General features: G+C 73.4%; 22 protein-coding genes and 1 pseudogene. 11 read left to right on the top strand and 12 right to left on the bottom strand.

The window, feature by feature from the left end; genetic code table 11:
• Positions 1–4 precede the first annotated feature (4 nt).
• Complete coding sequence (locus tag ABZ721_RS06210; RefSeq protein WP_358787406.1) at positions 5–967, bottom strand: helix-turn-helix domain-containing protein; 963 nt, start codon at positions 965–967, stop codon at positions 5–7.
• Positions 968–1127: 160 nt separating this feature from the next.
• Here ABZ721_RS06210 and ABZ721_RS06205 point away from each other — a divergent pair, with 160 nt between their 5' ends.
• From ABZ721_RS06205 to ABZ721_RS06185, 5 genes are all read left to right on the top strand, one after another.
• Entirely contained in the window at positions 1128–2054 is a 927-nt protein-coding gene (locus tag ABZ721_RS06205) for an NAD-dependent epimerase/dehydratase family protein (protein WP_358787405.1), read from the top strand.
• Positions 2055–2220: 166 nt separating this feature from the next.
• Entirely contained in the window at positions 2221–4587 is a 2367-nt protein-coding gene (locus ABZ721_RS06200; RefSeq protein WP_358787404.1) for an Orn/Lys/Arg decarboxylase N-terminal domain-containing protein, read from the top strand.
• Between the two features lie 56 nt (positions 4588–4643).
• A complete protein-coding gene (locus tag ABZ721_RS06195) occupies positions 4644–4928 on the top strand; it encodes a polyprenyl synthetase (RefSeq protein WP_358787403.1) in 285 nt (94 codons plus the stop codon).
• On the top strand, positions 4921–5973 hold the full coding sequence (locus tag ABZ721_RS06190; RefSeq protein ID WP_358787402.1) for a polyprenyl synthetase family protein: 1053 nt from the start codon (positions 4921–4923) through the stop codon (positions 5971–5973). The genes ABZ721_RS06195 and ABZ721_RS06190 overlap by 8 nt, the downstream gene beginning before the upstream one ends.
• A gap of 28 nt (positions 5974–6001) precedes the next feature.
• Entirely contained in the window at positions 6002–7165 is a 1164-nt protein-coding gene (locus tag ABZ721_RS06185) for an oxygenase MpaB family protein (RefSeq protein ID WP_358787401.1), read from the top strand.
• Between the two features lie 16 nt (positions 7166–7181).
• Here ABZ721_RS06185 and ABZ721_RS06180 read toward each other — a convergent pair whose 3' ends face one another.
• Together ABZ721_RS06180 and ABZ721_RS06175 are read right to left on the bottom strand one after the other, a co-directional pair.
• Positions 7182–8408, bottom strand: coding sequence for a cation:proton antiporter (locus tag ABZ721_RS06180; RefSeq protein WP_358787400.1), 1227 nt, complete (start codon positions 8406–8408; stop codon positions 7182–7184).
• 96 nt (positions 8409–8504) lie between these two features.
• On the bottom strand, positions 8505–9356 hold the full coding sequence (locus tag ABZ721_RS06175) for a LysR substrate-binding domain-containing protein (RefSeq protein WP_358787399.1): 852 nt from the start codon (positions 9354–9356) through the stop codon (positions 8505–8507).
• A gap of 81 nt (positions 9357–9437) precedes the next feature.
• On the opposite strand from ABZ721_RS06175, the gene ABZ721_RS06170 reads away from it, so the two are divergent.
• Positions 9438–9800 carry a DoxX family protein gene (locus ABZ721_RS06170; RefSeq protein WP_358787398.1) on the top strand — a complete coding sequence of 121 codons (363 nt, stop codon included), beginning with the start codon at positions 9438–9440 and terminating at the stop codon, positions 9798–9800.
• Between the two features lie 30 nt (positions 9801–9830).
• Here the strand turns inward: ABZ721_RS06170 and ABZ721_RS06165 are convergent.
• Positions 9831–10796: pseudogene (locus ABZ721_RS06165) on the bottom strand (formylglycine-generating enzyme family protein).
• 145 nt (positions 10797–10941) lie between these two features.
• The gene (locus ABZ721_RS06160; protein ID WP_358787397.1) at positions 10942–12336 is read right to left on the bottom strand and encodes a sulfatase; all 1395 of its coding nucleotides are present in this window, start codon (positions 12334–12336) and stop codon (positions 10942–10944) included.
• A 542-nt stretch (positions 12337–12878) separates the two neighbouring features.
• Between ABZ721_RS06160 and ABZ721_RS06155 the strand changes: the two genes are divergently transcribed.
• Genes ABZ721_RS06155 through ABZ721_RS06145 form a run of 3 tightly spaced genes read left to right on the top strand, consistent with a single transcriptional unit; the run spans position 12879 to position 16484 of the window.
• Complete coding sequence (locus tag ABZ721_RS06155) at positions 12879–14240, top strand: bifunctional o-acetylhomoserine/o-acetylserine sulfhydrylase (RefSeq protein WP_358787396.1); 1362 nt, start codon at positions 12879–12881, stop codon at positions 14238–14240.
• The gene (locus tag ABZ721_RS06150; protein ID WP_358787467.1) at positions 14237–15433 is read left to right on the top strand and encodes a homoserine O-acetyltransferase; all 1197 of its coding nucleotides are present in this window, start codon (positions 14237–14239) and stop codon (positions 15431–15433) included. The genes ABZ721_RS06155 and ABZ721_RS06150 overlap by 4 nt, the downstream gene beginning before the upstream one ends.
• Before the next feature lie 25 nt (positions 15434–15458).
• Entirely contained in the window at positions 15459–16484 is a 1026-nt protein-coding gene (locus ABZ721_RS06145) for a sulfotransferase (RefSeq protein ID WP_358787395.1), read from the top strand.
• Between the two features lie 54 nt (positions 16485–16538).
• Here ABZ721_RS06145 and ABZ721_RS06140 read toward each other — a convergent pair whose 3' ends face one another.
• The 6 genes from ABZ721_RS06140 to ABZ721_RS06115 all read right to left on the bottom strand — a co-directional run bounded on the left by ABZ721_RS06140 (position 16539) and on the right by ABZ721_RS06115 (position 22398).
• A complete protein-coding gene (locus ABZ721_RS06140) occupies positions 16539–17597 on the bottom strand; it encodes an LLM class flavin-dependent oxidoreductase (protein WP_358787394.1) in 1059 nt (352 codons plus the stop codon).
• Positions 17594–18355: a GNAT family N-acetyltransferase gene (locus ABZ721_RS06135; RefSeq protein WP_358787466.1), complete on the bottom strand. Its 762-nt coding sequence runs from the start codon at positions 18353–18355 to the stop codon at positions 17594–17596. Before ABZ721_RS06135 ends, ABZ721_RS06140 begins: the two co-directional genes overlap by 4 nt.
• Positions 18356–18357: 2 nt before the next feature.
• The gene (locus tag ABZ721_RS06130) at positions 18358–19503 is read right to left on the bottom strand and encodes an FAD-dependent oxidoreductase (RefSeq protein ID WP_358787393.1); all 1146 of its coding nucleotides are present in this window, start codon (positions 19501–19503) and stop codon (positions 18358–18360) included.
• A 68-nt stretch (positions 19504–19571) separates the two neighbouring features.
• A complete protein-coding gene (locus tag ABZ721_RS06125; RefSeq protein ID WP_358787392.1) occupies positions 19572–20600 on the bottom strand; it encodes a transporter substrate-binding domain-containing protein in 1029 nt (342 codons plus the stop codon).
• Between the two features lie 38 nt (positions 20601–20638).
• Positions 20639–21415, bottom strand: a complete 777-nt coding sequence (locus tag ABZ721_RS06120) for an amino acid ABC transporter ATP-binding protein (protein WP_358787391.1) — start codon at positions 21413–21415, stop codon at positions 20639–20641.
• Positions 21412–22398, bottom strand: coding sequence for an amino acid ABC transporter permease (locus ABZ721_RS06115; RefSeq protein ID WP_358787390.1), 987 nt, complete (start codon positions 22396–22398; stop codon positions 21412–21414). Before ABZ721_RS06115 ends, ABZ721_RS06120 begins: the two co-directional genes overlap by 4 nt.
• An 870-nt stretch (positions 22399–23268) precedes the next feature.
• Between ABZ721_RS06115 and ABZ721_RS06110 the strand changes: the two genes are divergently transcribed.
• Entirely contained in the window at positions 23269–24192 is a 924-nt protein-coding gene (locus tag ABZ721_RS06110) for a glutathione S-transferase C-terminal domain-containing protein (protein WP_358787389.1), read from the top strand.
• A 123-nt stretch (positions 24193–24315) separates the two neighbouring features.
• Entirely contained in the window at positions 24316–24675 is a 360-nt protein-coding gene (locus ABZ721_RS06105; RefSeq protein ID WP_358787388.1) for a hypothetical protein, read from the top strand.
• Between the two features lie 57 nt (positions 24676–24732).
• Here the strand turns inward: ABZ721_RS06105 and ABZ721_RS06100 are convergent, their stop codons facing one another.
• A complete protein-coding gene (locus tag ABZ721_RS06100; RefSeq protein ID WP_358787387.1) occupies positions 24733–26448 on the bottom strand; it encodes a sodium:proton antiporter in 1716 nt (571 codons plus the stop codon).
• Positions 26449–26534: the final 86 nt, after the last annotated feature.

The raw sequence follows: 26534 nt of genomic DNA, 5'->3' as shown, positions 1-26534 counted from the left end.
ACCGTCAGTCCTTCCGCGCCGGCTCAGCACCCCGGCGGGAGCGGGCACGGTAGGCGGTGGGGGTCAGCCGGACCCGGCGGACGAGGTGGTGGCGCAGGGAGTCGGCACTGCCCAGGCCGCTGTCCTCGGCGATGCGGTCGACCGGAAGGTCCGTGACCTCCAGGAGTTCGCGTGCCCGGTCCACCCGCTGTTCGAGCAGCCACTGCAGGGGCGTGAGGCCGGTCTCGGCCTGGAAGCGGCGGGAGAGGGTACGCACGCTGGTGTGCGCGTGCGCGGCCAGATCGGCCAGGGTGAGCGACTGGTCGAGGCGGTCCAGTGCCCAGGCCCGTGTCTCGGCGAGCGAGAACGCCCCGGCCTGCGGCAGCGGGGCGTCCAGCCGCTGGGCCTGGCCGCCGTGCCGCGCGGGTGACACGACCGCGAGGCGCGCGACCGCGTTGGCCACGGCCGCGCCGTGGTCGGCGCGGATCAGGTGCAGGCACAGGTCCATCCCCGCGGCGAGGCCGGCCGAGGTCAGGATCGGTCCGTCGTCGACGAACAGCACGTCGCCCACCACGTCCACCGTCGGGAAGCGCTCGGCGAGTTCCGCCGAGAACGGCCAGTAGGTGGTGGCCCGGCGGCCGTCCAGCAGCCCGGCCTGCGCGAGCACGAAGGCACCGGTGCAGATCGAGGCGATCCGGCTCCCCGCCGCGGCGGCCGCGCGCAGGGCGGCCAGGACGCGCGGATCGGCGTCGTGCCGCGCACCCGTGCCGGTGACGATCACCGTGTCGGCGTCCCCCACGATCTCCAGCCCGTGCGCCAGCTGGACCCGCAGGCTGCCGTAGGCGTCCACGAGCCCGGGCTCGGCGGTGCCGACCCGCACCTCGTACGCGGGCCCACCGGCCACCAGGGCCGCGCCGAAGACCAGTTCGGGGATGGACAGGTCGAAGGTCGTGACCGGGGGCACGGCCAGGACGGCGACGCGATGCATGGCCAGATCCTCCGGATCGGTGTCGTGATCACGGGTGGCTGCCGTCCCGTGGCTGACGGAAGCTGGAGCAGCGCCGCCGTCGCAGACGTCAGCGTCGCGCGGCCCGGCCGCATTCCGTCCTCGCCCTGTGCCCTGCCGTGTCCTGAGCCTGGAGATCCCCATGTCCCGTCATGTCGTCGTCGGCGCCGGTGCGCCGGGTCGCGCCGCCGCCCTGCTCCTCGCCGAGCAGGGCGTCCCCGTCCGCCAGATCACCCGCAGCGGCGGCGGGCCCGAACATCCGCTGATCGAACGCGTGGCGGCGGACGTGTGCGACACCGAGCGGCTGATCGCGCTCACCGCGGACGCCGACGTCCTGATCAACTGTGCGATTCCGGCCTACGACCGGTGGGCCGCGGAGGTACCGGCCTTCGCCGCCGCGCTGCTGGCCGCGGCGGAACGCAGCGGCGCCCGCTACGTGATGCTCGGCAACCTCTACGGCTACGGCGACGTCCAGGGACCGATCACCGAGGACCTGCCGATGGCACCGGTCTCGGTCAAGGGCCGGGTCCGCGCCCGGATGTGGCTGGACGCCCTGGCCGCGCACGACGCCGGCCGGGTGCGCGTCACCGAGGTCCGCGCCGGGGCCTTCCTCGGCGCGGGTGCGGTGAGCCCCTTCACACTGGGCATCGCCGCCCAGGTCCTCGCCGGCGAGGTCGCGACGTACCCCGGCCGACTGGATGTGGCGCACCCCGTTGCGGACGTCGGTGATGTCGCCCGCACGCTGGTGGCCGCCGCGCGCGACGACCGCTCCTGGGGGCGCGCCTGGCACGTGCCGGCCGTCACGCACCTTCCCGTGGGCGCGCTGACGGAGCGGTACGCGAAGGTCAACGGCGCACCCGCGCCCCGTCTGCGGCGGCTCGACCGGGCCGCGCTGACCGAACTCGCCGTCGGCGTACCGATCTACGGCGAGCTCGTCGAAATGCTCTACGCCACCGAGCACCCGCACCTCCTGGACTCCACCGAGACCGAGCGGGTCCTCGGCGTCCACCCCGGCGACCTGGACGAGGTCCTGCTCGCCACCGCCCGCGGCCGGGCCGGTTCGCGGTAGGTCAGCGGGGCCGGCGCGGTAGCCCGCCCCGCTCACCGTGCCGGGGCGCCGACCGGTTCGCGAGCCGCTCGTACGAGTGACGTGCCGGCTGTTTCCGGCGCGGCCCCTGGCGCCTGCCCCCGACACTTGCCACGTCGGGCCGCTGGTACAACCGGGGGAGAGCGTCATGGCGAACGGCAGTGTCCTGCTGGCCTTGCGGGAGGACCCGCTGGGCCGGGGGGTCGGCGGGGAGCAGTTGCGACGTATCGGCAAGGAGTTGGAGAACCGCGGGCTGGAAGTGCGGTGGGCGCGGACGGTCGAGAGCGCGTGCGCGATGTTGCGCACCGAGGCCGGCCTGACCGCCGCCGTCGTGGCCTGGGACCTGCCGTCGGAAGGCGGCGGGGCGGCCGGCGGCGCAGCGGCCCGCGGTGACGCGGCCGACGCCGAGGGCGCGGCCGTGCTGCGGCAGATCTCCCGCCGGTTCAAGGACCTGCCGGTGTTCGTCGTCATGTCCGAGACGGCCGACCTCGGGATGGACCGGCTGCCGTTGTGGGTGGCGGAGATCGCCGTCGGCTACATCTGGCCCCTGGAGGACACGCCTTCCTTCATCGCCGGACGGGTCGTCAGCGCGGCGCGCGCCTACGGCGACGGCGTGCTGCCACCGTTCTTCAAGGCCCTGCGGCAGTTCGACGACGCCCATGAGTACTCCTGGCACACCCCGGCGCACTCCGGGGGAGTGGCGTTCCTGAAATCCCCCGTCGGCCGGGCGTTCTTCGACTACTACGGGGAGCGGCTCTTCCGCACCGACCTGTCGATCTCGGTGGAGGAACTGGGGTCCCTCTTCGAGCACAGCGGCCCCATCGGGGACGCCGAACGCAACGCCGCCCGGGTCTTCGGCGCGGACCGGACGTACTTCGTCCTGCACGGGAACTCCACGGCCGACCGCATGGTCGGCCACTACTGCGTCACCACCGACGAGATCGCCCTCGTGGACCGCAACTGCCACAAGTCGGTCCTGCACGGGTTGGTGATCTCCGGAGCCCGCCCCGTCTACCTCGTCCCGACCCGCAACGGCTACGGCCTGGCAGGCCCCCTCCCCGTCAGCGCGACCCTTCCGGAGGCGGTGGCCGCCAGGATCGCCGCCCATCCGCTGACCCCGGGTGCGGTCTCCCCGCAGGCGCAGTACGCGGTGATCACCAACTCCACCTATGACGGGCTGTGCTACGACACCGTGCGCACGGCGCGCGCCCTGGCCCCCAGCACTCCCCGACTCCACTTCGACGAGGCCTGGTTCGCCTACGCGCGCTTCCACCCGCTGTACGCCGGCCGGTACGGCATGGCCGTCGGCCCGGACACCTTCGCGGGCGAGGAGCGCCCGACGGTCTTCTCCACCCAGTCGACGCACAAGCTGCTGGCGGCCCTGTCGCAGACGGCCATGGTCCATGTGCGGTCCTCGCCCCGGGCCCCGGTCGAACACCACCGGTTCAACGAGGCGTTCATGATGCACGGCACCACCTCCGCGCTGTACCCGGCGATCGCCTCACTCGATGTGGCCGCGGCGATGATGGACGGTCCGCAGGGCGAGTGGCTGATCAACGAGGCGGTCACCGAGGCCATCCGGTTCCGGCAGGCCGTCGTCCGCACCGGCCGCCGGATCGCGGCCGCCGGCGACCGGCCGCCGTGGTTCTTCGGTGTCTGGCAGCCCGACACCGTGACCGACCCGGCCGACGGGACCCGCGTCCCGTTCGCCGACGCCGCCCCGGCGCTGCTGGCGGCCGACCCCCGCTGCTGGGAGCTCGAGCCGGACGCGGCCTGGCACGGCTTCCCGGGGCTGAGCCAGGGGCAGTGCCTGCTGGATCCCATCAAGGTGACCGTGACCTGCCCCGGTGTCGACGCCGGGGGCGGGGCGGACTCCTGGGGCATCCCGGCCCGGATCCTCACCGCCTACCTCGCGCGGCGGGGCATCGTCGTGGAGAAGACCGACACGTACACCACGCTCGTGCTGTTCTCCCTGGGCATCACCAAGGGCAAGTGGGGCACCTTGATGGACGCCCTGATGGACTTCAAGGCCCTGTACGACGCCGACACCCCCCTGCGGCAGGTCCTGCCCCGGCTGGTCGAGCGCCATCCGCAGCGCTACCGGGGGACGACGCTGCGCGCTCTGTGCCAGGAGATGCACGAACACCTCACCCGCGCGGAACTGATCGACGCCCTCGACACGGCCTTCCAGGAGCTGCCCGAGCCCGTCCTCCCGCCCCAGGCCTGCTACCGGCAGCTGATCCGGGGCGGCACCGAACGGCTCCGCCTCGCGGACGCCGTCGGCAGGATCGCCGCCGCCATGGTCACCGTGACCCCGCCGGGCATCCCGGTCCTGATGCCCGGTGAGGCGCTCGGGGCCGTCGACGGACCCGTCCTGCGCTACCTGGGCGCGCTGGAGGCCTTCGACCGGGCCTTTCCCGGCTTCCACAGCGAAGCGCACGGGGTGTCCATCGACCCGGACACCGGCGACTACCTCATCGAGTGCGTACGCCAGGACGTCCGAGCGGGCGAGTGACCCCGAGTACAGCCGACCCCGAGAACTGCCGATCGCGCGATACGAGGAGAGACGTCGTGACACACCCTGACGGCCGCGGGCCGCGTCTGGCCGAGGACACGGTGGCCCTGGTGGCCGGGCTCGCCGATCTGGCGTTCAGCTCTCTGAGCAGTGCCGTGGGCAGCGTCAGCGCTCTGCTGCGCCGCGCGGATCTCGCGGACCTGCTGGCCGACGGCCAGGAGGAGACCAAGGCGCGCGGCCGCCTGCTCCTGGACCGGCATGCCGCCCCGGCCCCGGCCCACCTGGAGATCCTCGCCCGCGCGGTCACCGGCCGCCCGCGACCGGAGCGCGGCAGTGCATGAGGGCGAGGAGCACGTCCTGCTGAAGAAGCGCGTCGACCAGGTCCTCACCACGTTCGTCGCCGCGGAGGCGCAGGCGCTGGCCGACATCGACGGCTGCCTGGCGCCGATAGCGGACCAGCTCCATGCCGCGACCGGCCAGGGCAAGCGGCTGCGGGCGGCGTTCTGCTACTGGGGCTGGCGCGGGGCCGGCCAGCCCGACAGCGAGGCGCTGGTCCGCGCCGCCGGCGCGATCGAACTGGTCCACGCGGCCGCCGTCGTGCACGACGACCTGATCGACCGCAGCCGCACGCGGCACGGGCGCCCCACCGCGCACCTGGCCCTGCGGGAGGCCTTCAGCGATGACGCACGGCCCAAGGGCGGCGCCCGGGCGCTCGCCCTGCTGGTCGGGGACCTGCTGATGTCCATGGCCGGCCAGCTGTTCACCGGCTGCGGCCTGCCCGGCGCCTTCCTCAACAGGGCCCGGCCGATGTGGGCGGTCCTCGCCCGCGAGCTGGTGGCCGGCGAGTGCCTGGAGGTGCTGCGCACCGGCCGCCCCCCGGACCTGGACGCGTCGGTGAAGGTGATCCGCTACAAGACCGCCAAGTACACCGTCGAGCACCCGCTGCGGATCGGCGGCCTCCTCGCCGGCGCCCCGCCGCGGCTGCTGCGCGCGTACAGCGACTACGGACTGCCGCTGGGCGAGGCGTTCCAGCTGCGCGACGACCTGCTGGGCCTGTTCGGCGACCCCGGGCACACCGGCAAGGACCCCGCCGACGACCTGGCCGGGAACCGTCCCACCGCCCTCATGGCGCACGCGCTCGCCGCCGCCGGCCCGGCCGAACACACCGAGCTGCGCCGCCTGCTGGGGCGGCCCGACCTCACCGGGCAGCAGGTGGAACGGGTCCGGGAGATCGCCCGCCGGACCGGAGCCGTGACCCGCGTCGAGGACATGATCACCGTCCGGCTCCGCCAGGCGCGTGAAGCCCTGGCCGACGCGGACCTGCCCGGCGAGGCCCATCGCGCCCTGACGGACCTGGCGGCGTACGCGACCGACCGCACCCACTGACGGCCCCCCACCCCACCGGAGCGAAACGATGACCTACACCCCGGCATCCCTCGACGCCCTGCGCACCCACGGGGACGAACTGGCCGACGCGACCGTGGCGACGCTGTTCGAGCGCGGGGAGGTCGGCACGTTCAACACCCTCATGCGCTACGTCTCCACCGTCGGCCAGGACCTTCCCGACGGGCTGCCCGAGGTCGCCCGCGAGTACCTGCACGCGACCAGCACCCCGCCGCACTGGGTGGACTGGGCCGAGATGGAGAAGGCCCGGCTGTTCTTCATCGACAACAACGTCCACATCTCCACCGCCCTGTCGTTCGCCGCGATGCCCGCCTGCTACGTCGTCCCCCACATCGCCCGGCTGCTGTCGGCCACCCACTCGCTGCAGTACCCCTCCAAGCGGATGGCCGAGACCGGGCAGTTCACCGTCTACCTGATGCAGCCCGACGCGTTCGAATCCGGCAGCCGCTTCATCCCCGCCGCGCAGAAGGTGCGCCTGCTGCACGCCTCGATCCGCCACCACCTGCAGCGCGAGGACCGCTGGGACACCGCGGCCCTCGGTACGCCGATCTGTCAGGAGGACATGATCGGCGGGCAGATGATGTTCTCCATCCAGGTCCTCGACGCCCTGCACCGCCTCGGTATCCACATGAGCAACGAAGGGGCCGACGCCTACTACTACGCCTGGAAGGTGGTCGGCGCCATGCTGGGCATCGACCAGGAGCACGTCCCGCAGGATCTGCGGGAGGCCCGCGTGTTCTCGGACCTGTACATGACCCGCCACATGGGCCCCAGCGAGGAAGGCGCCCAGCTCACCCGGCAACTCATCGACCTGTACGAGGAGGTCGTTCCCGGTACCTTCTTCGACCCGGTCGTGTCCGCGCTGATCCGCTACCTGATCGGGGACACCTGCGCCGACTGGCTGGCCGTTCCCCGCACCTCCTGGGACACCGTCGTCAAGGCGGCGCCGGCCCTGCTGGGGGTGCTGGAGAGCATCGAGGACCGCTCACCGCTGGCGGCCTGGGCGCTGGACCGGGTCGGGCACCTGACGAGCGTCCTCGAACTGTCGAGCCTCACCCGCGGCCGTGTCATGCACTACGCCATCCCCGAACAGCTCAAGGGCGACTTCGGCGTCAGCACCAGCGTGCCGCCCAGGAGCCGCTGGACCCCGCCGCCGGCGACCGTCACCGGGTGACCGCACGCCGGCCCGATCACCAGCACTCGGAGACCGCGGCCCCGTCGTCGGTCCGGTCGTCCGTCCTGCCGCCGGGCCGCCCGCCGGCGCGGATCCTGAGCGCGATCAACGGGAAGATCAGCACCGAGAGCATCGCCGCGCCGACCAGCGCGGCGGCCTCGCTCGAGCTGATCACCTTGTCGTCGAGGCCGATCGTGGTGATCGCGACGACCAGCGGGAGCGCGGTCGAGGCGTAGAGGGTCAGCGCCCGGCGGTCGGGCACGGACAGGTCCTTGGGGGCCAGCAGGTACACCGGCGCCCCGCGGACCAGCAGGAACAGGATCAGGAACACCGGCAGCAGGAGCAGCGCGCGGCCCCCGCCGAGCAGCGCGTCCAGGTCGAAGTCGATGCCGGTGACGATGAAGAACACCGGGACCAGGAAGCCGAAGCCGATGGCCTCGATGCGCTCCAGGGTCTGCGTGGCGCTCTCGGGGGAGGCCCCGGCCAGGATCAGGCGGGTGATCAGGCCGGCGGCGAACGCGCCCAGCAGGATGTCCACCCCGAAGCTCTCGGCCAGCGCCACCATGCCGACGAGCAGCAGCATGACCAGCCGGACCGAGAACTGCCCGCTGCTGTGCAGGGTCTTGGCGACCACGGTGGCGAACCACGGCGGCCGGGGGCGCAGGGCCCACACGATGGCCAGGGCGGTGACCAGTGCGAACGCGGCGAGGAGGGCGGCCGATCGGCCGGGGGAGCGGCCGCTGAGCAGCAGGGCGGTGGCGATGATGGGCCCGAACTCGCCGACGGAGCCGACCGCCATCATCACGGTGCCGAAGCGTCCGCCCAGGTCGCCGCTGTCGCGCAGGATCGGCAGGACGGTACCGAGCGCGGTGCTGGTCAGGGCGGTCCCGATGACCAGGCTCTTGGTCACCTCGCCGCCGGTGAGGGCGAAGGCGAGGCCCAGTCCCAGGGCCAGGGAGGTCAGCCAGGCCCAGGCGGAGCGGCGCAGGGTGTCGCCGCGCACCAGGCCGAACTCGATCTCGTAGCCCGCCAGGAAGATCAGCATCGCCAGCCCCAGCTCCGACAGCGCCTCCACCACCTCGCCGGGGTGCGCCCAGCCGAGCACGTCCGGCCCGATGAGCACCCCGAGCAGGATCTCGAAGATCACCAGCGGGACCGGCAGCCACCGGGCGAGCCGGAAGGCCAGTACCGGGGCCAGGACGGCGATGGCCATGATCAGGAGGAGCGTTCCCGGATGCGTCATGGGGACCATTGACGCGTGCGGGACGATTCGGGGCAATGCGCCGTGCCGCGCGGGCCGGACGCTTCACACCCCGGCGGCAGCACCGCGGCCGGGTGCTCAGCGGCGGTAGGCGGCGGTCGCGGCCTCGACGAAGGGGCGGATGAGGGGGTTGGGGTCGTGCTCGTTCCACGCGGCGACCACACGGCTCGGCGCCATGTCGATCAGCGGGACGACGGCCAGTTCCGGGGGCAGTTCGTGGCCGAGCGGGGCGAGGCCGACCGTGCCGTTCCACAGCACGGCCTGCAGGCACTCCTGGACGACGCGCACCACGGGCCCCTCGCGCGGCCGGCCGCCGTTCCAGTACGCCTGCCAGATCGGGTCGGTGCCGGGCGGGAACTGGAACCAGTGGCGGTCGTCCAGGGCGGCCAGGCGCAGCCGGTCGTGGCGGGCCAGCGGGTCGTCGGCGCGCAGCACAGCGCCCACCGGGTCGCTCCGCAGCTCACGCACCGTCAGGGCGGTCTCGTTGAACGGCGCCCGGGTCAGGGCGACGTCGACCAGTCCGGCGCGCAGTCCGCAGGTGGGGTCGGTGAGGTCGGTGTCGCGGATGCGGATGTCGAGGCCGGGGTGGCTCCGGCGGTAGGCGGCGGCCAGTCTGCCGGCTCCGGGGTCGGTGCTGTCGCCCAGGATGCCGACGGTGAGGGTCGCGCCGCCGGCTGCCGCGCTGACGCGCGCCCGGAGGCGGTCGGCCTGCTCCAGCAGGGCCCGCGCCTCGTCGAGCAGCACCGCACCCACCGGGGTGAGCGTGACGCCGGCCGGAGTGCGGGTGAACAGCAGGGCGCCGACCTCGGCTTCCACCTGTTTGATCGCCCGGCTCAGCGGCGGTTGGCTGATGTGCAGGCGGGCGGCGGCCCGGCCGAAGTGCAGCTCTTCGGCGACCGCCACGAAGTAGCGCAGGGTACGTAGCTCCACGCTGCAACGATACCTCCCGGGTATCAGCCTCGCGGAAGTGGTCTTGGACAGTCCCGGGGTGCCGCCCCGTGAATGGGACCCATGGACATCGCCTACTGGATCCTCGCCGGGCTGCTCGCCCTGTTCTACCTCTACGCGGGTGCGCTGAAAACGATCCGCAGCCGGGAGCAACTGCGGCCGATGATGGCCTGGGTCGACCGGATGCCGCTGCCCGCCGTGCGGGCGCTGGGGGTGGTCGAGATTCTCGGCGCGATCGGTCTGATCCTGCCGCCCCTGACCGGGATCGCCCCCTGGCTGGCTCTGGCGGCGGCCATCGGGTTCGTGCTCCTGCAGATCGGCGCGATCGCCGTGCACCTGACCGGTGAGGACCGCCAGGTCGCCATGAACGCCGGACTCGTCACCGCCGCGGCTGCCCTCGTGTGGACGGCCACCACGTGGCTGTGACCGAGCGCGGTGCCCGACCCGGCGGTGATGTCAGGAACGCGCCACTCGGAATCCGATGTTGCCCGTCGAGCTGTCGGGCGTGTTGGAACTGCGCGCTCCGACCCGGTAGCGGTTGCAGTACGAGACGTGGCACAGATGGGAGCCGCCGCGCATCACCCGCGCCGTCCCACCGGGCGGGCCGGTGGGCGCGGTCCGGGGGCCGGAGGCGTGGAAGTCGGGGCTGAACCAGTCGGCGCACTACTCCCAGACGTTGCCGACCGTGTTGAACAGGCCGAAGTCGTTGGGGCGGTGGGAGCGCACCGGTGTGGTGTCGTTGCGGCTGCCGGGCGCCGGCCGCGGGAAGTCGCCCTGCCATACGGTGAGCATTCTGCGCCCGCCCGGGGCGAGCTCGTCGCCCCACGGGTAGCGGCGGCGGGCCAGGCCGCCGCGCGCGGCGTACTCCCACTCGGCCTCGGTGGGCAGCCGGGTGCCCGACCAGGCGCAGTAGGCGAGCGCGTCGTGCCAGGAGACGTGGACGACCGGGTGCTGCTGGATGTCCAGGACGCGGGAGCCGGGACCGCGTGGGGCCCGCCAGTTCGCGCCCGTGACCGCCCGCCACCACGGTGTCCCGTCGACCGCGGGCGATCCGGCTCGCGCATGCGGCGGCAGGAAGCCGTCGAAGACGTAGCTGAACCCGAAGCGCTCCGCCTCCGTGACGTGGCCGGTGGCCTTCACGAACGACGCGAACTCGGCGTTGCTGACCGCGGTCGCGGCGACCGAGAAGGCACCCACCTCCACCTCGCGCACCGGGCCCTCCCCGTCGGCCGCGACGGCGTCGGGGTCGTCGGAGCCCATCCAGAACCGGCCGCCCGGCAGAGCGATCAGCTGCCGTCGGGCCCGCCGGGCCGGACCGTGCTCGGGGGCCGCGGGGTGCCCGGCGACCGGCTGCGGGTCCAGCGCGCCCCGGGCCGCCGGAGCGGCCGGGGCGCAGCAGGAGGGGTGCGGCGCGCTGGTCATGGCGGGAGCCTCCCGGGCACGGCTGGCGGGGTGGTCGACACGGCGAGGAGAACACGAGGAGAACCCGCGAGGAGAGCGGGCGAGGAGCGCCGGCGGGGCGGTGCGGGCACCGGGGCGGTGGGGACGCCCCGGTGCCGGTCCTGGGTCAGGCCGCGCGGTCGGCGGCCAGCTGCGCGGCCAGCGCCGGGATGCCCAGCCGCCGTTCGTCCGCGGGGGTGGCGCCGTGGAGCAGGTTGGTGAGCTGATGCGGGTCCGCCACGAGGTCGTAGTACTCGCGGAACTGCACCGCGCCGGTGCCTGCCTCCCGCCCGTTGTCGTCGGTGTGCAGGGCGTAGTACTCCGTGTACTGCTTGGTGGTGCTCTTGTAGGAGGACCAGGTGTGCGGGTTGCCGCCCGGCCCGCGGTGCCACCACTCGACCAGCAGGTGGTCGCGCTGCGCCGTGCCGAGCAGCGACGTCCCGTCGTGCAGCGGGTCGGGCGCGAGGCCGGCCGCGTCGAGGACGGTCGGCGCGATGTCGATGTTCGCGACCAGCCGGTGGTCCACGGTGCCGGAGCCGAGGCCGCCGGCCGGCCACGAGAGGTAGAACGGCACCTGCACCGCGGGCACGTACGGCACGGACTTGGCGCCCCAACCGTGGTCGCTCCAGCTGTAGCCGTTGTCCCCGAGGTAGATCACCAGGGTGTTGTGGAGCTGGCCGAGGGCGGCCAGCCTGTCATGCAGCGCCTTGACCGTGTCGTCGACCGACAGCAAGGTGCGCAGCTGGTTGCGGCGCACGGTCTGGCCGTCGGCCGGCGTGCGGTCGGCGTTCTGGATGTAGGGCGGCTTGTCGCTGCGGTCCGCCTCCGGCACCGACGGCCGGCCGTTCCAGGCGGGGACCGGGGTGTTGGCGTACTTCGGCTCCGGGGTGTTCGGGCCGTGCGGGGCCTTGGGCGCCACGAAGGCGAACCAGGGGCGGTGGTCGGTGGCCGCCTTGTCCAGGAACTGCAGCGCCCGGTTGCGGATGACGGTGGTGCTGTAGCCGGGCACCGTGCGCACGGTGCCGTTGTCGTTGTACGTGCCGTCGTTGTAGGTCACCGGCGCCGACAGCAGCCACTCCTCGAAGTACGGCGGGTTGTCGGTGTTGTGCCAGGCGTTGAGGTACTTGCCGAACAACCCGTTCCGGTAGCCGGCCTGTTGCAGGGCGCGCTGGAAGGTGGTCGCCTGGTCCAGGTTGTACGGGCTGCTGTTGTCCCGCACTCCGTGGTGGCGGGCGTGGCGGCCGCTGAAGATCGAGGACCGGGAGGGTGCGCACAGCGGGGTGGCGACGTGCGCCTGGGGGAAGTCGACGCCGCCGTCCACCAGCCAGCCGACCGTGTGGGGCGTGGCCCACTCGGTGTGCAGCGGCTGGTCGTCGGTGAGGATCACCAGGATGTTGGGGCGGGCCACCGCGGCGCTCGGCGCGGCGGCGGCCGTGCCGGCGAGGGCGCCGGCCGCCGCGACGGCGGTGGCGCCGGCGAGGAAGCCCCGCCGTCCGAGGTCTGGCTGGTCGTTCCGACTCATGGTGAAGGCCTTTCTCGTGGTGCGCCCGGCACGGCGCACGTAAGGCACGACAGGGGAGGGGAGACGGCAGCCCGCGGTGCGTCCACCGCGGCTCGCCGGAGCGAACCTAGGAGGGCCCGGGGCGCGGATCAAGGGCAAGGAGCGGGCCGCTACAGGCATTTCATGTGCTCGCAGCAATCCTGCAATCGGCGGGACGCGGCCTCGCCGGCGCCGCCGGCGAAGTGCTGGTGCGGACGTCGTCCCTGTGGTTGGCTTGGTCCATGACCCTGCTTGTGACCCGCCGCCACGTGGACTACGGGCGCGTCACCAGCACCGGTTGTCGCGCCGTGCGCTGACGCCACGCTCCCGGCGTCCTGCCGCCCTCTCCGGCCGCTGATCACCCCCGCCGCTCCGCGCCTCCCGTGCGCTCCGCGCCGTCCGCGCCATGCCGCGCGGCCCGGACGGCCGGCCCTGTCGTGCCGGCGTCCCGCCCGCACCTGTCAGCCCGCATGCCCGTCAGCCCGTAGGCCCGTACCTCTGTACGCCCGTACCCAGGGAGAACCATGAGCCAGCCCCTCGACTCCGTCACCGCAGGCCACACCCCGGAGGAGACCCCCGCAGGACCCGACACCTCGGCGTGGTCCTTCGAGACCAAGCAGATCCACGCCGGAGCCGCGCCGGACCCGACGACCGGGGCGCGGGCGGTGCCGATCTACCAGACGACCTCGTTCGTCTTCCGGGACACCCAGCACGCCGCCGACCTGTTCTCCCTCGCCGAACCCGGCAACATCTACACCCGGATCCACAACCCCACCCAGGACGTCTTCGAGCAGCGCATCGCCGCGCTGGAGGGCGGCGTCGCCGCCGTGGCGCTGTCGTCGGGACAGGCCGCGGAGACACTGGCGATCCTGACGGTGGCATCCGCCGGGGACCACATCGTCTCCAGCACCTCGCTGTACGGCGGTACCTACAATCTGTTCCGGCACACCCTGCCGAAGTTCGGCATCGAGGTCACCTTCGTCGACGACCCGGACGACGCCGAGGCCTGGCGGGCGGCCGTGCGGCCCAACACCAAGGCGCTGTTCGCCGAGACGCTGGGCAACCCGCGCGGTGACGTGCTGGACGTGCGGGCGGTGGCGGACGTCGCCCACGCGGCGGGCGTTCCGCTGATCGTGGACAACACGGTGCCCACGCCGTACCTCCTGCGGCCGATCGAGCACGGCGCCGACGTGGTCGTCCACTCGGCGACGAAGTTCATCGGCGGGCACGGCACCACCATCGGGGGCATCGTCGTCGACGGCGGCACCTTCGACTTCGGGGCGCACGCCGAACGCTTCCCCGACTTCAACGAGCCCGACCCCAGCTACCACGGCCTGCGCTACTGGCCCGCCCTGGGCCCGAGCGCCTACGCCGTCAAGCTGCGGGTCCAGTTGCTGCGCGACCTCGGTCCGGCCATCGCACCGCACTCCGCCTTCCTGCTCCTGCAGGGGGTGGAGACCCTCAGCCTGCGGATCGAACGGCACTCGGCCAACGCCCAGGCGCTCGCCGAGTGGCTGGAGCAGCGCGACGAGGTCGCGGCCGTCCACTACCCGGGGCTGCCGTCCAACCGGTGGTACGAGGCCGGGCAGCGCTACCTGCCGCGCGGCGCCGGCGCGGTCCTGAGCTTCGAGCTGCGCGACGGCGTCGAGGCGGGCAAGCGGTTCGTGGACGCCGTCGAACTCTTCAGCCATCTCGCCAACATCGGGGACGTGCGGAGCCTGATCATCCACCCCGCGTCCACCACCCACAGCCAGCTGGACGAGCAGCAGCTCGCGGCCACCGGTGCCGCTCCCGGCCTGGTGCGGCTGTCGGTCGGCCTGGAGAACCTCGCCGACCTCAAGGCGGACCTGGAGGCGGGCTTCCGCGCGGCCAAGGGCGTGTCCTGACCGGCGTCGCGGGCACCGCGGTCCTTCTCCCGCCGGCCTCCGGGGCCTGGCGGGAGGGGGACCCGCCCGGCGGCCGCCGGTGGCACGCGCGCACCGCGCCGCTGCCGCTGGAGGCCGGCGGTGAACTGCCCGGCGTCCGACTGGCGTACGAGACCTGGGGGCGCCTGGCGCCCGACGGCGCCAACGCGGTCCTGGTGCTGCACGCGCTGACCGGGGACAGCCACGTCACCGGACCCGCCGGGCCGGGCCATCGCACCCCCGGCTGGTGGCAGGGGCTGATCGGGCCGGGCCGCGCGCTGGACACCGACCGCTGGTTCGTCGTCGCCCCCAATGTGCTGGGCGGCTGCCAGGGCAGCACCGGGCCGGCCTCCCGGCGGCCGGACGGGCGGTTCTGGGGTGGGGACTTCCCGTTCCTGACCCAGCGGGACCAGGTCGCGGCGGAGGCCGACCTGGCCGACGCGCTGGGCATCGGTCGCTGGGCGCTGGTGCTGGGCGGCTCGATGGGCGGGATGCGCGCCCTGGAGTGGGCCGTGTCCCACCCCGAGCGCGTCGACGCGCTGCTGCTGCTCGCGTGCCCGGCGGCGGCGAGCGCCGAGCAGATCGCCTGGGCCGACATCCAGCTGCACGCCATCCGCGCGGACCCGAACTGGCGCGGCGGCCACTACCACGACGCGGGGCCCGGCCACGGTCCGCACGTCGGCCTGGGCCTGGCCCGCCGGCTGGCCCATGTGACGTACCGCAGCGAGCCCGAACTGCAGGCGCGGTTCGGCCGCAGCCCGCAGGGCGCCGAGGACCCGTGGCGCGGTGGCCGCTACCAGGTGGGGTCCTACCTCGACCACCACGCCGCCAAGCTGGTCGACCGGTTCGACGCCGGCAGCTATGTCGTCCTGAACGAGGCCATGAACAGCCACGACGTCGGCCGGGGCCGTGGCGGGACCGGGGCCGCGCTGCGCCGGGTCACCGCCAGGACGCTGGTCGCCGCCGTCGACACCGACCGCCTCTACCCGCCGGCGCACCAGGCGGAGCTGGCGGCCGGCATCCCGTCGGCCGACCGGCTGCGGGTCATCCGCTCCCCGTACGGGCACGACGGGTTCCTCATCGAGACCGGCCAGGTCGCGGCGCTGGTCCGCGAGCTCACCTCAGTGGGAGGATCGACGCCACCGGGCCGGGGCACGTCCCGCCCGGTTCCGTGAACCCCTGCCGAGGGAGCATCCGGCCGTGCGTCAGCTGACCTTCGTCGTCGGGACCGGCCGCACCGGGTCCACCGCGCTGTCCGGGCTGCTGCACGCCCATCCGGACGTGCTCAGCCTCAACGAGTACCTGGCGTCGGTCGGCTCCGCGGCCCTCGCCGACGGCAGCCTCGACGGCCGGGCGTTCTGGCAGCTGCTGGCCGCGCCCAACCCGACCTTCGAGACCATGATCCGCAGCGGGTACCCGATGCCCGAGTTCCTCTACACCCGCCGCCCCGGCCGCTTCGCGACGGCCACCACCGGCATCCCCGCCCTGTCCCTGATGGTCCTGCCCCATCTCACCGACGATCCCGACGCCCTGTTCGACGCGCTCGCAGCCCAGGTCACCGGCTGGCCCGCCCGCACCGCGACCCAGCACCACCACGCGCTGTTCGACGCGCTGTGCGCCCGGTTCGCCCGCTCCGCCGTCGTCGAACGCTCGGGGTACTCCGGCCACCGCATCCCGCGCTTGCGGGCGGCCTTCCCGCAGGCGCGGTTCGTCCACCTGTCGCGCAACGGGCCCGACTGCGCCCTGTCGATGAGCCGCCACCCCGGCTACCGGCTGATCTTCCTGCAGCGGGAGATCCTGGCCCGCGCCGGTGTCGCCCATCCGGCCGAACTGACGCCCGACCACGTTCGCTCCCTGCCGCCGGAGTTGTCCGCCCTGTTGGCGGACCGGTTCGACGCGGCCCTGGTCCGCGACCGCGCCCTGCCCACTCCCGCGTTCGGCGCCCTGTGGTCCGAGCTGGTCGCCGAGGCGGCCGGCCTCCTGTGCGAGGTGCCCGCCGCGCTGCGCACCACGCTCACCTACGAGGACCTGCTCGACGACCCGCGCCGGGAGCTGACCCGGCTGGCCGCGTTCGTCGGCGTCGATGCCCGTCCGGGCTGGCTGGAGGCGGCGGCCCGGACTCTGGACCCCGGGCGTGCCGGTGCGTCCTCGGGGCTGCCGGCCGCCGAGCTGTCCGCGCTGCGCGCCCAGTGCGTCCGAGGTGAGCGGGTGCTCGCGGGCGGGTGAGCGGGCTCCCCGGGTGGCGGCCGGCCCCGGGTGCGCCCGGGGCCGGGCGGTTCCTCAGGCGAGGACCGGGCCCCAGGCGAACGGCGGGTCGGGGATGTCACGGCGCAGGACGGGGGCGATGTCCGACTGGAAGAGCTCCAGCGAGGCGCGGTGCGCCGCGGGGTCGAGGCCGCTCGCGTCCGCCGGCAGATGGAGCACGCTGTGCCCGAACCGCTCGTGGTAGCGGTGCACCTTGTCGATCACCTGCTGGGGGCTGCCGATCAGGGCCGAGCTGCGCTCGACGAAGTCCTCCAGGGTCGCGAAGACCGGCTCGAGACCGAGCCGCTTCTGGAAGGCCAACTGCCCGGCGAAGACCGGCCGGTACGCGGCGACCGCCTCCTGGGACGTGCGGGCCGCGTGGTACCCGGCGCTGCCGGCGCCGACCACGGCCAGGGCGGGGTCGTGGCCGTAGTGGGCCCAGCGCTCGCGGTAGTGGCGGATGAGTTCGGCGTAGGGCTCGATGGGGTTGGTGACGTTGGCGGAGAACAGCGGGTCGCCGTAGCGGGCGGCCAGGTCGACGGAGTCGCGGCTGGTGGCGCTGCCGTGCCAGACCCGGACGGGCTGCTGGTACGGCCGGGGCCACACCTCGGCCGCGGTCAGGTGCGGCCGGAAGCGCGGCTCGGCGGTCACCTTGTCCTGCCGCCAGATCCGCCGGAACAGCTCGTAGCCCTCGGCGTTGCGGTCCCACTGGTCCTCGGCGGTCACCTGGAACAGCTCGCGCTGGGCGGTGCCGTTGCCCTTCCCGATGATCAGCTCCAGGCGGCCGGCGGACAGGTGGTCCAAGGTCGCGTAGTCCTCGTAGGCGCGGACCGGGTCGAGCAGGCTCAGGGTCGTCACGGCGGTGAACAGCCGGATCCGGGAGGTGAGCGCGGCGATGTGGCTGAGCACGACGGGCGGCGAGGAGGAGATGAACGGCCGCTCGTGGCGTTCGCCGACGCCGAAGCCGTCAAATCCGAGCTCCTCGGCGAGCACCGCGTTGTCGATCGCCTCCCGGAACCGGTCGTAGGTGGGCCCCAGGACCCCGGTCACCGGGTCGGGGGCGTGCACGATGAGGGTGATGGCCAGGAACTTCATGACGCCACCCGCCCGGCCGGTCCGGCGGCAGCGCCGCGGGGCGTCCGTACGCGGTAGAAGGCGGAGCGGCGGCGCAGGGTGAAGCCGAGGGACTCGTAGAGGGCGATCGCCCCGGTGTTGGCGGCGGACGCGTGAAGGAACGGGGTGTCGCCGCGGTCCCTGATGCCCGCCGCGACCGCCCGCACCAGCCGGGTGGCCAGGCCGCGGCCCTGGTGGGCGGGGTCGGTGCAGACCGCGCTGATCTCCGTCCAGCCCGGCGGGCGCAGCCGCTCACCGGCCATGGCGATCAGGCGTCCGCGGTGCCGGATGCCGAGGTAGGCACCGAGTTCGACGGTCCGGGGCAGGAAGGGGCCGGGCTGGGTGAGCGCGATCAGTTCCAGGATCTCGGGGACGTCGTCGGGGCCGAGCCGTACCGCGTCGGGGGCCGGTTCCGCGCGCAGCGCGGTGTCGACCAGTTGGACGCCCTGGATCTCGTCGAGGACCTCCCAGCCTTCGGGGACGGCGGTGACGCCGGAGACCGGTGTCGCCGTGTCCGGGCCGACGAGGGCGGCCAGGTCGTCCCAGGCGCCCGGATCACCCGGATCGGCGAGCGCGGTGAACGGGGAGACGTCGGTGGGGTAGCGGGCGGCACGGCCGGAGCGCTCGGCGAACCGGTGGTGCGGGCCGGTGAGCGCTGCCCAGGCGGGGTTGTCCAGGATGTGCGGGGGAGCGGACGCGGTCTGCGTCGGGAGTGAGAACCGGTGGGTGTCGGCGGCCAGGGTCAACGGGGGTCTCCGTTCGTGAAGCGTGGTGCGGGACGGCCGGGGCCGGCGGGCGCGTGGCGGCCGAGGGCGAACCGGTCCAGGCCCGGTGCGCCCCCGACGAGGTCCGCGGCGAGGGCCCCGACGAGGGCGGCGAACTTGAAGCCGTGGCCGGAGAAGCCCGCCAGGACGGTGAGCGGGCCCTGCCGGTCGATGACGAAGTCCTCGTCCGGGGTGGTGGTGTACAGGCAGGTGGCGGCGGCCGGGGCGGTGGCGTCGACGCCCGGCAGCCAGCGTGACGCGTACTGCCGCAGCCGCGCCAGGACCGCGGCGTCGACGGTGCGGTCGCGGTGGTCGGGGTCGACGACCGGGCCCACCCCGTGGAAGCCGACCTTGACGCCGTCGGTGCTGCCGAGGCCGTAGACCGCGGTGCCGGGCGGCAGCCCCGCTCCGGGGTGGTGGATGAAGCTGGGCCAGCCGAGCGCGTCGGCGGCGGGGAAGTGGGCCGGCTGTTCCTGGGTGACCCGCAGTGGCGGCAGGCCGGTGAGCGGGCCGGCGATCCGGCCCGGCGTCCAGCTCCCCGCGGCGAGCACCACGCCGTCGGCGATGACCGCCTCCTCGCCGTCGGTGATCACCTCGGCCCGCTCCCCGCGTACCGCGAGCCGGGTGACCTTGACGCCGTGCCGGATGCGGGCGCCGTGCTGCCGCGCCGCCTGCTGGAAGGCGGCGACCGCGTTGTCGGCGTGCAGGCGCCCCGCCTCGGGATGGAACAGGGCGCCGGTGTCGGCCCGCAGCCCCGGCCACCGCTCGGCCGCCTGCGCCGGGGTGAGGAGGTGCGCCGGGCGTCCGAGCGCGCTCAGCGCGTCGTGCAGGGCGGTGGTCACCGCGGCCGGGCCGTGGTCGACCGCGCCCGTCAGCTCCAGCAGCCGCCGCCCCGTCTCCTCCTCCAGCCTGCGCCACAGCGGCAGCGCCCGTGCGGCCAGCGCCACGTAGAAGGGATCGGGGTAGGCCAGCCGGAAGATCCGCGACGTGCCGTGCGAGCTGCCCCGGTCGTGGCCGGGCGGGAACTGCTCGAACAGTGTGACGCGTGCGCCGCGGGCGGCCAGGTGCCAGGCGGCGGACGAGCCCATGGCCCCGCCGCCGACGACGACGATGTGGCGTGACACGCGGGTGACTCCTTTCGTGGAGGCGGGGTGGGCCGGTCGCCCCCTCGGGCTGCCAGGCTGCCAGGCTGTCAGGAGTTGTCGAGCGGCAGCCCGGGAGGGTTGACCTGCGAGGTGGGGACGGCCTCGTTGGCCAGGTTCCAGGCGGCGAGCCACTGGGCGTACTGACCGTTCTGGATCAGGTGGTTGATCGCCTCGGCGATCGGCCGGGCCAGTCCGCTGTCCTTCTTGGAGGTGGCGGCGATCAGACCCTGCAGGGTGGTGCCCGCGCCGGAGATCGTGCCGGCGTTGCGCGTCGGACGGCTGGTGGAGGCGTTGCGGGCGACGTGGTAGGCGATGCCGGGGTTGGGGCCGAAGTAGGCGTCGATCTTGCCGCTGGACAGGGCCAGGTAGCTGCCGTTGAGGTCGGGGAAGTACTTGACGGTCAGCTGCTTGCCCTGCGCGCGCAGCTTCGCCTGCCACTCCAGGAGGATCTTCTCCTGGTTGGTGCCGGCCCCCACCGCGACCGTCTTGCCCGCGAGGACCTGGTAGTCGCCGGTGAAGGTCCACGTGCTGCTCTTGAGGGCCTCGAAGCCGAGGTTGTCCTGTCGGTAGGAGGCGAACTCGTACTTCTTCTTGCGTTCCTCGGTGTCGGTGATGTTCGAGAAGCCCACGTTGGTCCTGCCGCTGTCGATGCCGACGAACAGGTTCTCCCAGGTGAAGTTCTTCACCACGGGCTTGAGGCCGAGGACCGCCGCGACCAGTCGGCCGAAGTCCGGCTCGGATCCGGTGAGCGTGCGCTGGTCACTGCCGATGAAGTTCAGCGGGGCGGAGCCGGCCGGCAGGGCGCCGATGCCGATGACCAGCTCGCCGCTGTCAAGGACTGCCTTCGGCAGGTGGGCCCGGATCGCCGGGACCACCGGCACTGTGAGGTCGGTCTGCCGCGCGGCACCGTTGGACAGCGCGCCGACGGTGACCGTCCCGGGCGCGTTCTTCCCGGTGGAGGGGGCGGAGGCGGCGCTGTCGCCGCCGCAGCCGGCCAGCCCGGCGGCGAGCGCGGTGACGGCGGTCGCGGCGAGGAGGCCGCGGGAGAATCTGCTGCGCAGACGCGTGCTGGGCATGACGGTGTCCTTGTCCGGTGGTGGGGAGGGGTGCGGGGTCACAGGACCTTGCTGAGGAACTCTCTGGTCCGCGGGTGCTGCGGGCGCTCCAGCACCTCGGCGGGCGGGCCCTGTTCGACGATGCGTCCGCCGTCGAGGAAGACGATCCGGTCAGCGACCTCGCGGGCGAAGCCGATCTCGTGGGTGACGACGATGAGCGTGGTGCCGCCGCGCGCCAGGTCCTTGATGACGGACAGCACCTCGCCGACGAGTTCCGGATCCAGCGCCGAGGTCGGTTCGTCGAAGAGGATCACTCCGGGGCGCAGCGCGAGGGCGCGGGCGATCGCCACCCGCTGCTGCTGGCCGCCGGACAGCTGCCGCGGGTACGCGCCGCACTTGTCGGCCAGCCCCACCCGGTCCAGCAGGGTACGGGCCCGTGCCAGCGCTTCGGGCTTGCGCAGCAGTCCGGTGGCCACGGGGGCCGCGGCGACGTTGTCCAGCACGGTCAGATGCGGGAAGAGGTTGAAGTTCTGGAAGACGAAGCCGATCCGGCTGCGCTGGGCCAGGATCGCGCGCTCGCTCAGCTCCTTGAGCCGCTCGCCGTGCCGGCGCACGCCGATCAGTTCGCCGTTGAGACTGGCGTAGCCGACCTCCGGCTTCTCCAGGTGGTTGATCACCCGCAGCAGGGTGGACTTGCCGGAGCCGGAGGGGCCGACGATGACGGTGACCTCCCCGGGCCGCACCGTCAGGTGCACGCCGTCCAGCACCTGGTGCGCGCCGTACCACTTGTGCACGTCATGGACCTCGACGGTGGCCGGTTCGACATCGGTGGTCATATCCGCGCCTCCCGTTGTGCGCGGGCCCGCAGGTCCCGGGCCCCGGCACGCAGCTTCTGCAGCGGAGTCGGGGCGACGGTGCGCAGCGCGCCGCGCGAGTAGTGGCGTTCGACGTAGTACTGCACGACCGACACGACGCTGGTGAGGATCACGTACCAGACGGTGGCCACCAGCAGCAGCGGCACGATGTCGCCCGGGTAGGTGCTGCCCATGCTCTGCACCGAGCCGAACAGGTCGAGCAAGGAGACGTAGAAGACCAGCGAGGTGCTCTTGACCAGGCCGATCAGCTGGTTGACGTAGGAGGGGACGATGGCCCGCAGCGCCTGCGGGAAGACGATGCGGGCGAACTGGTAGCGCCCTGGCAGGCCCAGCGCGGCGGCCGCCTCGTGCTGGCCCTGGTCGACGGAGAGGATGCCGGCGCGCACCACTTCAGCGGCGTAGGCGGCCTCGTTCAGACTCAGCCCGACGACCGCGATCACGAGGTCCGTGGCCAGTTCGGACTCGTCGAAGCGGACGAACGCCGGGCCGAAGGGCACGCCGACGCTCAACGACGGGTACAGGGCACTGAAGTTGTAGAGGAACAGCAGCACCACGATCAGCGGCACCGACCGGAACAGCCAGATGTACACCCAGGCGGTCGCGCGCAGCACCGGACTTCTCGACAGCCGGGCCAGGGCGAGCAGGACGCCGCCCAGCAGCCCCAGCAGCGCGCTGTAGAACGCCACCTGCAGGGTGATGAGCAGCCCGTCGAGGATCACCGGCCGCACGAACCAGTACCGGAAGCGGTCCCACTGGTAGAAGGGGTTGGTCGCCAGGCCGTGGGCGACCTGCGCGACGAGTACCAGTACGACGGCGGTGAGCAGCCACCGGCCCGGGTGCCGCAGCGGCAGCACCCGCTGCGCGGACGGGGGCCGGGGCACGGGGGTGGGGGCGTCGGGCGGAGCCGTGCCCGAAGACACGGCGGCGCCCAGGGATTCGCTCATGGGAGGACTCCACGGGACAGCCCGTCGCACGGCGGCGGGCACACGCGCCGGCGCGCTGCGGACGGGAGGCGACACACGCCGCCGCTACGGCAGGCGGGCGTGGTTCAGGGCAGGATCAGCCTCGGCGAGCGGTGCTCGCGGTCGCGGTACACAGGGCGCTGCTGACGCGGAGCAGGTCGACGCAGCGGTTGCGGTACGCGGCGGCGCGGCCGTGACGTCGCCACGCGGCCATCCCGGGGCCTGCGTACATGTGCGTCACCGTCCCCGATCCGCCCCTGGGGGCCTGTGGCCTGCCGACGTCCTGCGGTCGCGTGCTCCTGCTGGTGGCTCTGCGGGTGGGTCCGCCGATGGTTCTGCGCCGTAACGTAGAAGGGTTCGCGCGGGAAAGTCAACGCCCGACCGACTGTTGGGACGGCGCCGTGGTGCCGTCCCGCCGTGTGCCCTGCGGGGTGCCGCAGCCTTCTTGACGGCCCCGCGGGCCCCGATCACACTGTGAGGGACGGTAACGATCGGCACAGGTCTCGGTACTGACGAGCCTGATGATGGGACCGGTGGAGATGCCGCGCAGGGGCAGTGGGGCGGGGAAGTCGAGCGGCTGTCAGCCGCTGCTGACCCGACGGCTCCACATCGACCTGCAGCGCGTCTGCAGCGCGACCCGGGTCCTGACCGTCTGACGGGACAGCTCCCGAAGGCGCACCCACCGGGCCGGGCGTCGTCCGCATTCCGACGCCGGGCCTCCAGGCGTCCTGCCGCCGGTGTCGATCCGGCACACCCGAGCTTTCTGCCAGCGGCGACGGCCCGGCACCTCCAGGCCTCGGGCCACCGGCGCCCTTCCGGCACCTGCAAGCTTCCTGCCCGCATTGGAGAGCCATGCCCGAGACCGCTCCGTCCCGCCCGCTGACCTGTCGCCCGGCGACCGTCGACGACTTCCGGCCCGCTCCGCCCCACCCCCTGGGCGCCGCGCCCGCCCGCCCGCCGCACTTCCGCAGCCGGATCGGCGTCGACCTCGCGGGCGGGTTCTACCCGGCCCCCGGCCGCTACCAGGTGTTCCTCACGCCCGGGTGCCCCCGCTCGCTGCGGGTGGCGATCACCCTGGACCTGCTCGCCCTCACGGGCAGCGCCGCCCTCACCGTCGTCCCCGTGTCGGCCGGGGTCCCCGGTCCGCTCGCCTCCCTGCGCAGCGCCTACGAAGCCGCCCGGTACCACTACGACGGCCCGCTCACCGTGCCTGCCCTGTCCGACCGCTGGACCGGACGCGTCGTCAGCAACCACACCCCCGACATCCTGCGCGACCTCGCCGACCACTTCGCGCCGCCCGGGTGCACCGGGCTGCCCCGGCTGCGCCCGCCGGCCCTGGTGGCCGACATCGACGCCGTCCGCCACCTCCTGGACGAGGACATCGCCGAGGCCGCCCAGCGCGCCGGCGCGGCCCCGGCGTCGCACCGCCGGGGGGAGGCGCTGGAAACGCTGCTGGCGGCGCTGGAGCTGCTCGACCGTCAACTGGCCTGCGGACCCTACGTGCTCGGCGACGACCTGAGCGCGGCGGATGTGGACCTGTGGGCGACCCTCGTCCACCTCGACCTCGTCGACCGCCTCCACCTGGACGCCGACGCGGTGCACGCCATCGCCCGGCACGACCACCTGTGGGCCTACGTCCGACGCCTCCACGGCCACCCGGCCTTCGGCGGCAACCTGCACGCCGACCGGATGGCGCGCCTGCACCGCCGCACGTGTCGCGGCCCGGAGTCGTCAGGTGCGACGATCCGGCTCCCCGGGGTCCTGGAGACCGCCTAGCGCACCTTGGAGCGTCGCGTCGCGCCCGCTGTCCTGCCCCGCCCACGGGGCCAACGACCTCCTTGGGGTGGCCTGTCGGCGGAAAGCGGGCGCGCCGGTGAGCGGGTCGCTACGGTGACTGCCATGGCGCCCGACGACGAGAACCACGCTGAACAGTGGCCGCTCCCTCCGTCCTGGATGTGGAGCTGTCAGGAGTGCACCGAGCTCTACAAGCAGATGAAGGGTGCTATCGAAGCAAGTGTGGCGGCGAGAAGCGCCGCGGGTCCGGGCGTCGACTACGACCCCATGGACATCGTGCTGACCAAGCAGCTGCGGCTCGCACGGCACATCGCCCTCACCCACGCCCCGGACGTGCCCGATGTCGATCCGGAGTGTGCCCGATGCGTGTCGGACGCCGCCACGCGTCCGGATGCCGACGAGTTCGTCCTGGAACACCGGGCGCGCCACCTGTTCATGCCGCCGATCGTGGCCGGCTTGATGTGAGCGCGGTCCCGGCGGGTGCCGTACGGCACGAGGCTCCCACCGGGACCTGCCCGCCGCTCACCCCTCCGGGTCCTGGAAGCGGGCCAGTTCGTTGTCGATCATGGACTGGGCGTAGGTGAGGACCCGGGAGTTGTAGGCGCCGGTCGAGCGGGCGGACAGCAGCCGGTCCTGCTCGGCGGCGGCCGCAGCCAGCATCAGCTCCTGGTACTGCTCCCGCGGGTCGACCCCGTCGGGGACGGTCCCGGTGCCGGTGGGCAGTCGGCGGCGGGCCGTGGTCACCGCGCGGACGTGCTCCAGCACGGCCGGGTCGTAGGCGGTGCCGTCGGGCCTGGTCAGGGCGGGGTCGGTCAGGACCTCGTCCGCTCGGGCCGACAGCTCGGAGACCAGCTCGCCGAAGGCGGCGCGGTCGGCGGCGTTGTCGTCGCCGGGCAGCTTCAGCGCACGGATCACCCGGGGCAGGCTCAGCCCCTGCACCAGCAGGGTGGTGACGGCCACGACGAAGGCGATGAGCAGCAGCTGTGCCCGGTAGGGGGTGTCGGCCGGCAGCGTCTGGGCGGCGGCCAGCGTGATCGCGCCGCGCATCCCCGACCAGGCGATCACCATCCCGCCACGCCAGCCGAACTTCTCGTTGATCCTGAACTCGGCGTCGCTCCTGCCCCGCTTCAGCCGGTGCTCGAAGCGCTTCGGGTCGGCCTTGTGGAACCGCTGCGGCAGCTCCTCGCCGCTGCTGAACCGGTCGGCGAGATCGTCCAGCGCGGTCCGGAACCCCTCGGCCTTGTCGGCGTCGTGCCGGAGCGAGGCGACCAGGGGCGCGACGAACAGCATGCGCACCGCGATCGCCAGCAGCGAGGCCAGCAGCCCGATCCCGACGGCGTGCGCGACGCTCTGCCCGGCGTCCTGGGCCTGGTCGATCAGGGTCCTGAGCTGGAGTCCCATCAGCAGGAAGATCGCGCTTTCGAGCAGAAAGGAGGCGGTCTGCCAGTTGATGTCCTCGGCGAGCCGGTCCCTGGCCCGCAGGAAGCGGGGGCTGAGATGGCCGCTGACCAGCCCGGTCACCACGACGGCCAGCACACCGGAGGCGCCCAGCGCCTCGGCGGGCAGGAAGGCCAGGAACGGCACCACGAACGAGACGGCCGCGTTGAGCACGGTATCGCGGAGCCGGCCCCGCACCAGGACCGTCACCAGGCCGACCAGCACCCCGGTGAGCGTGGCGAGCACCACCGACAGCACGAAGTCGGCCCCCACCTTCCACAGGTGCACCGTGGAGGTCATCGCGGCGGTCGCCGAGGCCAGCAGGACCAGCGAGGACGCGTCGTTGACGAGCCCCTCGCCCTCCAGGATGGTCATCAGCCGGGACGGCAGCCCGAGCCGTTTGCCGATGGAGGTCGCCGCGACCGCGTCGGTCGGGCTGATGATCGCGCCGAGGGCGTACGCGGCGGCCAGCCCGAGGCTGGGCAGCAGCCAGGAGAACAGGTACCCGGCGCACAGCGTGGTGCCGGCCACGAGCAGCACCGCCAGCCGCAGGATCGCCTTGAGGTCGCGCCGGAAGTCGATGGCGGGCATGTGCACCGCCGAGGCGTACAGCAGCGGCGGCAGCACCACGGTCAGGACGAGTTCGGGTTCGACCTCGACGTGCGGCACGCCCGGCAGGAAGCTGAGCGCGATCCCCACGACGACCAGGGCCAGCGGGGCGGCCACCCCCAGCCGCCGGGCCGCCGCGGCCACGGCCACGATGCTGATCACGCCGAACACGGCGATCAACGTCAGTTCCATCCGTCACTCCCATCCGCCACCGCCCCGCAGGCAGCTCGACGGCCGACAGTACGACGACGGGCCTGCTCACCCGCGCGCCCACGCCG

This window comes from Streptomyces sp. NPDC006733, assembly GCF_040636125.1.
Classification (GTDB): Bacteria; Actinomycetota; Actinomycetes; order Streptomycetales; family Streptomycetaceae; genus Actinacidiphila.
This window is presented reverse-complemented; position numbering and strand designations above follow the sequence as displayed.

Coding starts and splice junctions, on each gene's coding strand:
- ABZ721_RS06115 (WP_358787390.1), bottom strand. CDS start 22,398: ATGAGCGAATCCCTGGGCGCCGCCGTGTCTTCGGGCACGGCTCCGCCC.
- ABZ721_RS06110 (WP_358787389.1), top strand. CDS start 23,269: ATGCCCGAGACCGCTCCGTCCCGCCCGCTGACCTGTCGCCCGGCGACC.
- ABZ721_RS06160 (WP_358787397.1), bottom strand. CDS start 12,336: ATGAGTCGGAACGACCAGCCAGACCTCGGACGGCGGGGCTTCCTCGCC.
- ABZ721_RS06125 (WP_358787392.1), bottom strand. CDS start 20,600: ATGCCCAGCACGCGTCTGCGCAGCAGATTCTCCCGCGGCCTCCTCGCC.
- ABZ721_RS06140 (WP_358787394.1), bottom strand. CDS start 17,597: ATGAAGTTCCTGGCCATCACCCTCATCGTGCACGCCCCCGACCCGGTG.
- ABZ721_RS06120 (WP_358787391.1), bottom strand. CDS start 21,415: ATGACCACCGATGTCGAACCGGCCACCGTCGAGGTCCATGACGTGCAC.
- ABZ721_RS06180 (WP_358787400.1), bottom strand. CDS start 8,408: ATGACGCATCCGGGAACGCTCCTCCTGATCATGGCCATCGCCGTCCTG.
- ABZ721_RS06155 (WP_358787396.1), top strand. CDS start 12,879: ATGAGCCAGCCCCTCGACTCCGTCACCGCAGGCCACACCCCGGAGGAG.
- ABZ721_RS06200 (WP_358787404.1), top strand. CDS start 2,221: ATGGCGAACGGCAGTGTCCTGCTGGCCTTGCGGGAGGACCCGCTGGGC.
- ABZ721_RS06210 (WP_358787406.1), bottom strand. CDS start 967: ATGCATCGCGTCGCCGTCCTGGCCGTGCCCCCGGTCACGACCTTCGAC.
- ABZ721_RS06170 (WP_358787398.1), top strand. CDS start 9,438: ATGGACATCGCCTACTGGATCCTCGCCGGGCTGCTCGCCCTGTTCTAC.
- ABZ721_RS06105 (WP_358787388.1), top strand. CDS start 24,316: ATGGCGCCCGACGACGAGAACCACGCTGAACAGTGGCCGCTCCCTCCG.
- ABZ721_RS06185 (WP_358787401.1), top strand. CDS start 6,002: ATGACCTACACCCCGGCATCCCTCGACGCCCTGCGCACCCACGGGGAC.
- ABZ721_RS06100 (WP_358787387.1), bottom strand. CDS start 26,448: ATGGAACTGACGTTGATCGCCGTGTTCGGCGTGATCAGCATCGTGGCC.
- ABZ721_RS06205 (WP_358787405.1), top strand. CDS start 1,128: ATGTCCCGTCATGTCGTCGTCGGCGCCGGTGCGCCGGGTCGCGCCGCC.